The 7,335-nt window shown below is 65.4% G+C and carries 8 protein-coding genes; 4 read left to right on the top strand and 4 right to left on the bottom strand.

All coding sequences use genetic code 11. From position 1 onward, the window contains the following. Together AC1DS3_RS31880 and AC1DS3_RS31885 are read right to left on the bottom strand one after the other, a co-directional pair. On the bottom strand, positions 1-467 hold a 467-nt coding region (locus tag AC1DS3_RS31880; RefSeq protein WP_477128711.1), incomplete at its 3' end, for a DUF1800 family protein. Positions 468-601: 134 nt separating this feature from the next. Next, a complete protein-coding gene (locus AC1DS3_RS31885; RefSeq protein WP_477128715.1) occupies positions 602-1,831 on the bottom strand; it encodes an MFS transporter in 1,230 nt (409 codons plus the stop codon). A gap of 237 nt (positions 1,832-2,068) precedes the next feature. Between AC1DS3_RS31885 and AC1DS3_RS31890 the strand changes: the two genes are divergently transcribed. The 3 genes from AC1DS3_RS31890 (at position 2,069) to AC1DS3_RS31900 (ending at position 4,687) form a co-directional block, all read left to right on the top strand. After that, entirely contained in the window at positions 2,069-2,365 is a 297-nt protein-coding gene (locus AC1DS3_RS31890; RefSeq protein ID WP_174427524.1) for an ArsR/SmtB family transcription factor, read from the top strand. 72 nt (positions 2,366-2,437) lie between these two features. Continuing rightward, positions 2,438-3,493 carry an alkene reductase gene (locus tag AC1DS3_RS31895; protein ID WP_441640810.1) on the top strand — a complete coding sequence of 352 codons (1,056 nt, stop codon included), beginning with the start codon at positions 2,438-2,440 and terminating at the stop codon, positions 3,491-3,493. Positions 3,494-3,676: 183 nt separating this feature from the next. Further along, positions 3,677-4,687 (top strand): AraC family transcriptional regulator, encoded by a 1,011-nt coding sequence (locus tag AC1DS3_RS31900; RefSeq protein ID WP_477128712.1) that lies wholly within the window; start codon positions 3,677-3,679, stop codon positions 4,685-4,687. A 317-nt stretch (positions 4,688-5,004) separates the two neighbouring features. Here the strand turns inward: AC1DS3_RS31900 and AC1DS3_RS31905 are convergent, their stop codons facing one another. Continuing rightward, a complete protein-coding gene (locus AC1DS3_RS31905) occupies positions 5,005-5,874 on the bottom strand; it encodes a LysR family transcriptional regulator (RefSeq protein ID WP_477128713.1) in 870 nt (289 codons plus the stop codon). 106 nt (positions 5,875-5,980) lie between these two features. Between AC1DS3_RS31905 and AC1DS3_RS31910 the strand changes: the two genes are divergently transcribed. Further along, on the top strand, positions 5,981-7,192 hold the full coding sequence (locus tag AC1DS3_RS31910; protein WP_477128714.1) for a multidrug effflux MFS transporter: 1,212 nt from the start codon (positions 5,981-5,983) through the stop codon (positions 7,190-7,192). A gap of 6 nt (positions 7,193-7,198) precedes the next feature. Here AC1DS3_RS31910 and AC1DS3_RS31915 read toward each other — a convergent pair. Continuing rightward, a partial coding sequence (locus AC1DS3_RS31915; protein WP_477128716.1) for a DUF2274 domain-containing protein occupies positions 7,199-7,335 on the bottom strand: 137 nt, incomplete at its 5' end.

Genomic DNA, 7,335 nt, shown 5'->3' on the forward strand with positions numbered 1-7,335 from the left:
GGCGAGTAGAGGGCGCGCAGCAGGTGGCGGCGGCTGGTGTCCAGCACCACGTCGTTGCCGCTGCGGTTGAGCGCGTCGCGCGCCTTCTGCTTTTCGTCTTCGTCGGTGAGGGTGTTGATGCGCTGCTGCTCGGCGCGCACGCTGCGCAGCCTTTGCTCGCCGCTTTGCTGGGCAATGCTCAGCGCCCCGATGGTGGCGGCGAGCTCGCCCGTATCGGTGCCGGGCGCCTTGAGTTGCTCTTCGAGATAGCGCTCGCGCCCCAGCTTGCGCAGGCGCTCGATGCTGGCCTGGTTGGCGCCGAAGGTGACGGTGTTGAGCCAGTGCAGGTCGGCCGGCCTCAGGGCCGCACCGGATGCGCCCTCCGGCGCGCCGCCGCCTTGCGCGCAAGCACCCAGCAGGCCTGCGGCCGCACTGAGGAGGCAAACCGACATCAGGCGTGACAGCAGGCGTGAAATGTTCAAGGACATGGTTGGCCTGTCTCGAACCCCAAGGGGTGACACCGCTCTTACGCTGGCGGACGGGTTTTGGTTGACGTGGATTCATCCGATATCCAGTCTGAACCAGTAAGCAAAATGAAAGTTCCCCCCGCTTTATCGCCGCTTTATCGCCGCAAGGTCGCACCCCAGAATACCAGCGCAACCGCACTGATCGCCGCGCCCAGCATGCAAACGCCGGACCATCCTGCGCGCGCATAGACATGCGTCGAGGCGATGGACCCCGCACCGCTGCCAAGCGCATAGAACAACATGTAGCAGCCCACCAGCCGGCTGTGCGCTTCCGGCCGCACCCGAAACACCATGCTCTGGTTGGTGACATGGATGGCCTGCCCGGCCAGGTCCAGCACGATGATGCCCGCCACCAACAGCCACAGCGACTCCTGCGCAAATGCCAGCGGCGCCCAGCACGCCACCAGCAGCACCAGCGCGATGCCGGTGGTCCACTGCCCCAGCCCGCGATCCGCGAGGCGCCCGGCACGCGCGGCCGCCAGCGCGCCCACGGCGCCAACCAGCCCAAAGGCACCGATAGCGGTATGCGACATCGAATACGGCGGCGCGCTCAGCGGCAGGACCAGCGCGGTCCAGAACACGCTGAACGTGGCGAACATCAGCATGGCAAGCACGCCGCGGACCTGCAGCGTGCGCTCCTGCGCCAGCAGCGTGAACATCGACGCGAGCAGGCTGATGTAGCGCATCTTCACCGGCGCGCTGGCCTGCCGCGGCAATCGGCGCGCCAGCAGCGCGATCATCAGCAACGCCAGCACGCCCGAGACCACGTACACCGCGCGCCAGCCGGCAAGATCCGCCAGCGCGCCCGCCATGGCCCGCGCCATCAGCAAGCCGATCACCACGCCGCCCTGCGCGGCGCCCACCACGCGCCCGCGCTCGGCCGGCGCGGCGAGCGTGGCCGCGAACGCAATCAGTCCTTGGGTCATGGCCGTGCCCAGCAGGCCCACGGCGAGCATGCCTGCCAGCAATGCCGTGCGCGTCGAAGCCGCCGCCACCAGCGCCAGGGCGACGGCGAGCATCAGCAACTGCAGCAGGATCAGGCGGCGCCGGTCCACCAGGTCGCCCACCGGCACCAGCAGCAGCAACGCCAGCGCGCAGCCCGCCTGCGTGGCCGTGACGACGATGCCGACCGAGCCATAGCCAAAGCCGAACTCGCGCGCCATCGCATCCAGCAAGGGCTGCGCGTAGTAGACGTTGGCCACGCTGAGCCCGCACGCCAATGCGAACAACCAGACCAGCGACGACGGCATGGCAGATGGCGCGTCCKGGGTCTGTGCCAACGGTGCGGTGGCTAGGGTGGCGGCGGTGGCCGGGTTAAGCGTCATCATGGATCCGTCTAGTTTTATAAAGAAACCTAACGAAGTCTAAGTCACATTGGTTTCTTTAAGCAACCAGATAGAGATAACCACACATCAAGCAGGACAATTAAGTGGCACAAAAGCCTCCCCAGCAAAGCCGCCATGTATATCGTATAGTTACGATATTAATTTTGTGAGAAGCGGATATATGTTTCGCCAAAAGGCGAAACAGCCCGCGCCTCCGATACCGGACAAACCCACGCAATGGACATCGACGCCATCCACAAGGCCCTGGCCAATCCCGTACGGCGCAGCATCCTCGCCTGGCTGAAAGCCCCGCAGGAGAATTTCGCCGTGCAGGACTATCCGCTCGAGCTGGGTGTCTGCGCTGGCCTGATCGACGCGCGCACCGGACTGTCGCAATCCACCGTGTCGGCACATCTCGCCACGTTGCAACGCGCCGGGCTGGTGACGTCCAAGCGGGTTGGCCAATGGATTTTTTTCAAGCGCGACGAGCAGACCATCCAGGCCTTTCTCGATCACATGCACAGCGATCTTTGATACCAGCGGCGCGCGAGCGCCAACTCATGCACCCACGGTGCGCCACTCTCCTCGACACCCGGACAAACTGACATGACCTCTCTCTTCGACCCCATCCGCATCGGCAACCTCGACCTCGCCAACCGCGTCATCATGGCGCCGCTGACGCGCTCGCGCGCAGTGGGCGGCGGCCGCGTGCCCAACGCCCTGATGGCTGAGTACTACGTGCAGCGCGCCTCTGCAGGCCTGATCCTCAGCGAAGCCACCTCGGTCACCCCGCAAGGCGTGGGCTATGCCGACACCCCGGGCATCTGGTCCGACGAGCAAGTCGCCGGCTGGAAGGTGGTGACCGATGCCGTGCATGCCGCCGGCGGCCGCATCTTCCTGCAGCTGTGGCACGTGGGCCGCATTTCCGATCCGGTCTTCCTGGACGGCGAACTGCCGGTGGCGCCCAGCGCCATCGCGGCCGCGGGCAATGTCAGCCTGGTGCGCCCCAAGCGCGCGTTTGTCACGCCGCGCGCGTTGGAAACCGATGAAATCCCCGGCATCGTCGCGGCCTTCCGCCACGGCGCCGAGAACGCCAAGGCCGCCGGCTTCGACGGCGTGGAAGTGCACGGCGCCAACGGCTACCTGCTCGACCAGTTCCTGCAGGACAGCACCAACAAGCGCACCGACGCCTATGGCGGCTCGCTCGAAAACCGCGCCCGCCTGCTGCTGGAAGTGACCGACGCCTGTATCGACGTGTGGGGCGCATCGCGCGTGGGCGTGCACTTGGCACCGCGTGCCGATGCGCACGACATGGGCGACTCGGACTTGCCGGCCACCTTCGGCTACGTGGCGCGCGAACTCGGCAAGCGCGGCATTGCCTTCATCTGCTCACGTGAAGCGCTGGGTGAGCCCCGCCTCGGCCCCGCGCTGAAGAAGGCGTTTGGCGGCACCTATATCGCCAACGAGAAGATGACCAAGGAAACCGCCGAGCACGTGCTGCAAGCCGGTGAAGCCGATGCGGTGGCCTTTGGCCAGCTGTTCATCGCCAACCCGGACCTGCCGCGCCGCCTGCAGATCGACGCGCCGCTGAACGCGCCGCAGCCGGAGACTTACTACCACTCGGGCGCGGAAGGCTATATCGACTACCCCGCGCTTGCCTGAGCACGGTGGCCGGCCCGCGCTGGCTTGCATGAGCGCACGCGGCCAGGCGAACTGGCCAAGTTCGAGTAGTTGAACGATCGAACGGTTGAACGGTTGAACCGTTGAACGCCCCGCCCAGCGCGGGGCGTTTTCCGTTGATCGGGACGATTTGCGCGGATCGCCGTCGTGCCATAATCCGCAGCCATGGCACCCACCGAACACGCAGACGGCCCGCAGTCAGACCCATCGCAGTTGCGCATCCATCGCGCGGAGTACACGCGGCGCATGAACCGCGTGCTCGACTATATCGACCAGCATCTGGACACGCCGCTCGATCTGGCCCAACTGGCAGACGTCGCGAACTTTTCCCGCTTCCATTTTCATCGCTTGTTCGCGGCCTGGATGGGCGAGACGCTGGGCGACTACGCGCGCCGGCGCCGGCTCGAGTCCGCTGCATTTCAGCTGGCTTGCAAACCCGGCGCCTCGGTGCTGGAAGTTGCACTGGCCACCGGTTTCGGCTCCGGCGAGGCATTCGCGCGCGCCTTCAAGCTCAAGTTTGGCTGCACGCCCTCTGCCTGGCGCGCCGGCGCGGCCGAACACCGGGCCACGCGGGTCGCGGCGGCGCGCGCGCGCCTGGCCAACCGCCATAGCAATCCGGATCAGGTCCTGCGCAACGCCGATCAGGTGGATGGCGGTGCCTTCATCGACCATGGCCTCTCMTGCCAAACAGATGGAGAGAGCAATATGGAAGTCCGCGTCATCGATCTACCCGAGGCACGTGTCGCCTACCAACGCCAAATCGGYCCCTACGGYCCGGCGATCGGCACKTTCTGGCGMGAARCCGTCGCGCCATGGATGCATGCCAACGGCCTGGCCGGGCAAACGTGCTACGGCATCGGCCACGACGCCCCCGGCATCACGCCGCCGGACAAGTGCCGCTACGACGCCTGCGTGGAGATACYAGAAACCTTCCAGCCCAGCGGCCGGGCCAGCATCTCCGTCCTGCCGGGCGGACGTTACGCCGTGGCGCAATTCAGCGGCGCCCCTGCCGCCATCGCCCAGGCATGGACCTGGCTGACCCGGGAATGGCTGCCGTCCAGCGGTCTGCAATGCGACGAGCGCCCGTGCTTCGAGCGGTTCTCGGCAGTGTCGGCGCTRGACGCGCGAACGGGCTCGCTGACCTGCGAGCTGTGTATTCCTGTGCGTGCGCTATAGCGCTGTGGAATTACCACCTGGATGAGAAGACCCACGAGACGATCTGCGCGGCGCTAAAGCGCAGGCGGGCATAGCGAGCGGGATCCCCCCGGACTCAAGAGAATGGCCGGAGCCGCCATGCGGCGCCCGGCCATTCTTTTCTTTACGCCTGGCGCTTAGAGTGGCTTATGTGGACGCCTCCCTCAGGGAATTGGGTGGGAGAAACGACATGAAACCGTCAACTGAACTAAACCAATCCCGATTGACACGGGGAGTCATATCAGCCTCCCGACCCTCGCTCCCCAAAAGCAAATACGTGGCTCGCCCATGCCTGACGTTCAATCGGCGAAAGCCGATGTGATCGCCTCCACGACGACACGCACTCTAGCCGTGCGCGCCAAGTCTTGGTGCAACACYAGCCACGCCTCGTAGGGCTTGGCCCGCTGGCACTCCGGCCATAGCCGCACCAGTGCGGGATCGCGCCGGGCCAGGTACTCGGGCAACTCGCCTATCGCCAAGCCGGCGCGCACGAAGGTCGTGAGCATCAGACTCGAATCCAGTTCGGCAACCACGCGACCCTGTGCCCTGGATTCACCCGCCAGCGTGTCGTCCTGCCGACCGGTCACACCCTCCTGGTAGAGCGCAATGTCGTGGCTCGCAAAGCCTTTTCCGGGCTGCGGCTCACCATGCTTGGCCAGATAGCCTCGGGTTGCGTACAGGCCAACTTCCCAGCAGCCCAGTTGGCGAACGATCAAGTCCGGTTGCTCCGGCCGCAGGGTACGTACAGCAATGTCGGCCTCCCGCCGCGCCAGGTCGAGCAGCCGCGTCGTGGTGCTCAGGATCACCCGCACCTCGGGATGGCTGGCGCGCAGGCGTTCAATGGCCGGAACCACGAAGTCCACCGCCAACGCGTCGGTGGTGGTCACGCGTACCTCTCCGGCCACGCGCGCGTCGGCACCTTCGCTGCGGCGCTCGAAGGAGACGGCCATGCGTTCCATGTCCTCGGCTATGCGCAGCACTTGCTGGCCGGTGTCGGTCAGCACCAAGCCGCCCGTGGTGCGCAGGAACAGCCGGCTGCCCACCGCCTGCTCCAATCCGGTCAGACGCCGACCCACCGTGGTMTGGTCGATGGCCAGTTGCTGCGCTGCCCCGCGCAAGGTGCTGGCGCGCTGAATTGCCAGGAATATCCGCACGTCGTCCCAGTTCATCACTGCTCCATTGTCAATACTGCAAATATGCAGCCATAGGCTGCTGTTTTGTGCATTTTCACATGGAAGGCCTCTCCGTAACATAGCGCCCATCCCTTCTGAACCTTTGACGCGCAGCTGGCCCGCCTGGCTGCCGGGAGCTGCCATGCCTCGCTTACCGTTCATTCTGACCGTCGCCATGCTGAGTGCCTTCGGCCTGATTGCTTCGGACGTTTATCTGCCCGCCATGCCGAGCATGACCACGGAGTTCGGCGTCGCCGACTGGCAGATGCCGCAGACAATCTCGTTCTACCTGCTGGCACTAGCAATTGCCCAGTTGGCCTACGGGCCACTGTCGGACCGCAATGGCCGCAAGCCCGTACTGCTGACCGGCATCGCCCTCTACATCGTTGGCTCGGTGGGCTGTGCCACCTMAGCCACCTACAACGGGTTCCTGGCGTGGCGCATGCTTGAAGCAGTCGGCGCAGCTGCAGGCCTTGTCGTTGGCCGCGCCCTGATCGCCGACACTTGCGACAAGCGCACCTCCGCCAAGGTCTATGCGGTGATCTACCCGCTGGTGTCGCTGTCGCCAGCCCTGGCACCGGCCATAGGCGGGCACCTGGCAGCGGCCTTTGGCTGGCGGTCAGACTTCTTGTTCGTCGCCGCGTTCGGTGTCGTGGCACTACTGATGGTGATGACGCTGCTACCGGAAACGCTACCCATTGTTGCCCGCACCCGGACCTCTCCCTTTGCCGGCTTCAGTCATGTCCTGCGCGACCGAACTTTTCGCCGCTATACATTGGTGGTCTGCGCGATCTATTGCGCTTGGTTCGTCTACTTGACCCAATCGCCGTTTCTTTTCGCGCGCCAAGGCTTGAGTGAGGAACAAAGCGGCTGGCTGTACCTGCCGCTGACGGCCGGCATCATCGGTGCCAACCTGCTGGCCAAGCGGTTGCTTGATCGCTGGCTCTACGACCGCATCCTCGCTGCCGGCATCATGTGCTTCGTGCTTGGCGGCGTGGCATTCCTGGCCGTGGCGGCGCTGGGGCTCCATGGCGCAACCGCAGTAGTGCTACCGATGTGCCTGGTCAGTCTCGCCAATGGTTCGTCGCTGTCGCTGGCGGTGTCCGGGGCCATTGCAAGCGAGCACGGGTATGCGGCCACCGCGTCGGGACTGGTAGGGTTCTGTCAGATCGGCAGCGCCGCGCTGGTGGCAATGGGTGTCAGCGCGGCCTTCGGCACCGGCCTTGGCGTGCTTAGCGGCGCGGTGCTGGTGCTCGGCCTGATCGCGCTGTCCACCTGTCTGCCACGGCCTGGACGCCGGACGGGAGTGGTCTGAGTACCATCACGTACGCCTCTTGAATCCCCGATCCCCGGCCATGAACGCCTCCGGCATGTGGGGGATCAGTTTCGTCGCATCGACGGCTTCGCCGTAGGTCTGCGTGTGATCCAGTGCGTAGCAGGCATCGATCAGTTTTCTGC

The sequence above is a fragment of the Cupriavidus sp. 01L46 genome (assembly GCF_056399905.1).

Excerpts from the sequence above, each read along its gene's own strand:
- AC1DS3_RS31895 (WP_441640810.1), top strand. The coding sequence starts at position 2,438 with ATGACCTCTCTCTTCGACCCCATCCGCATCGGCAACCTCGACCTCGCC.
- AC1DS3_RS31890 (WP_174427524.1), top strand. The coding sequence starts at position 2,069 with ATGGACATCGACGCCATCCACAAGGCCCTGGCCAATCCCGTACGGCGC.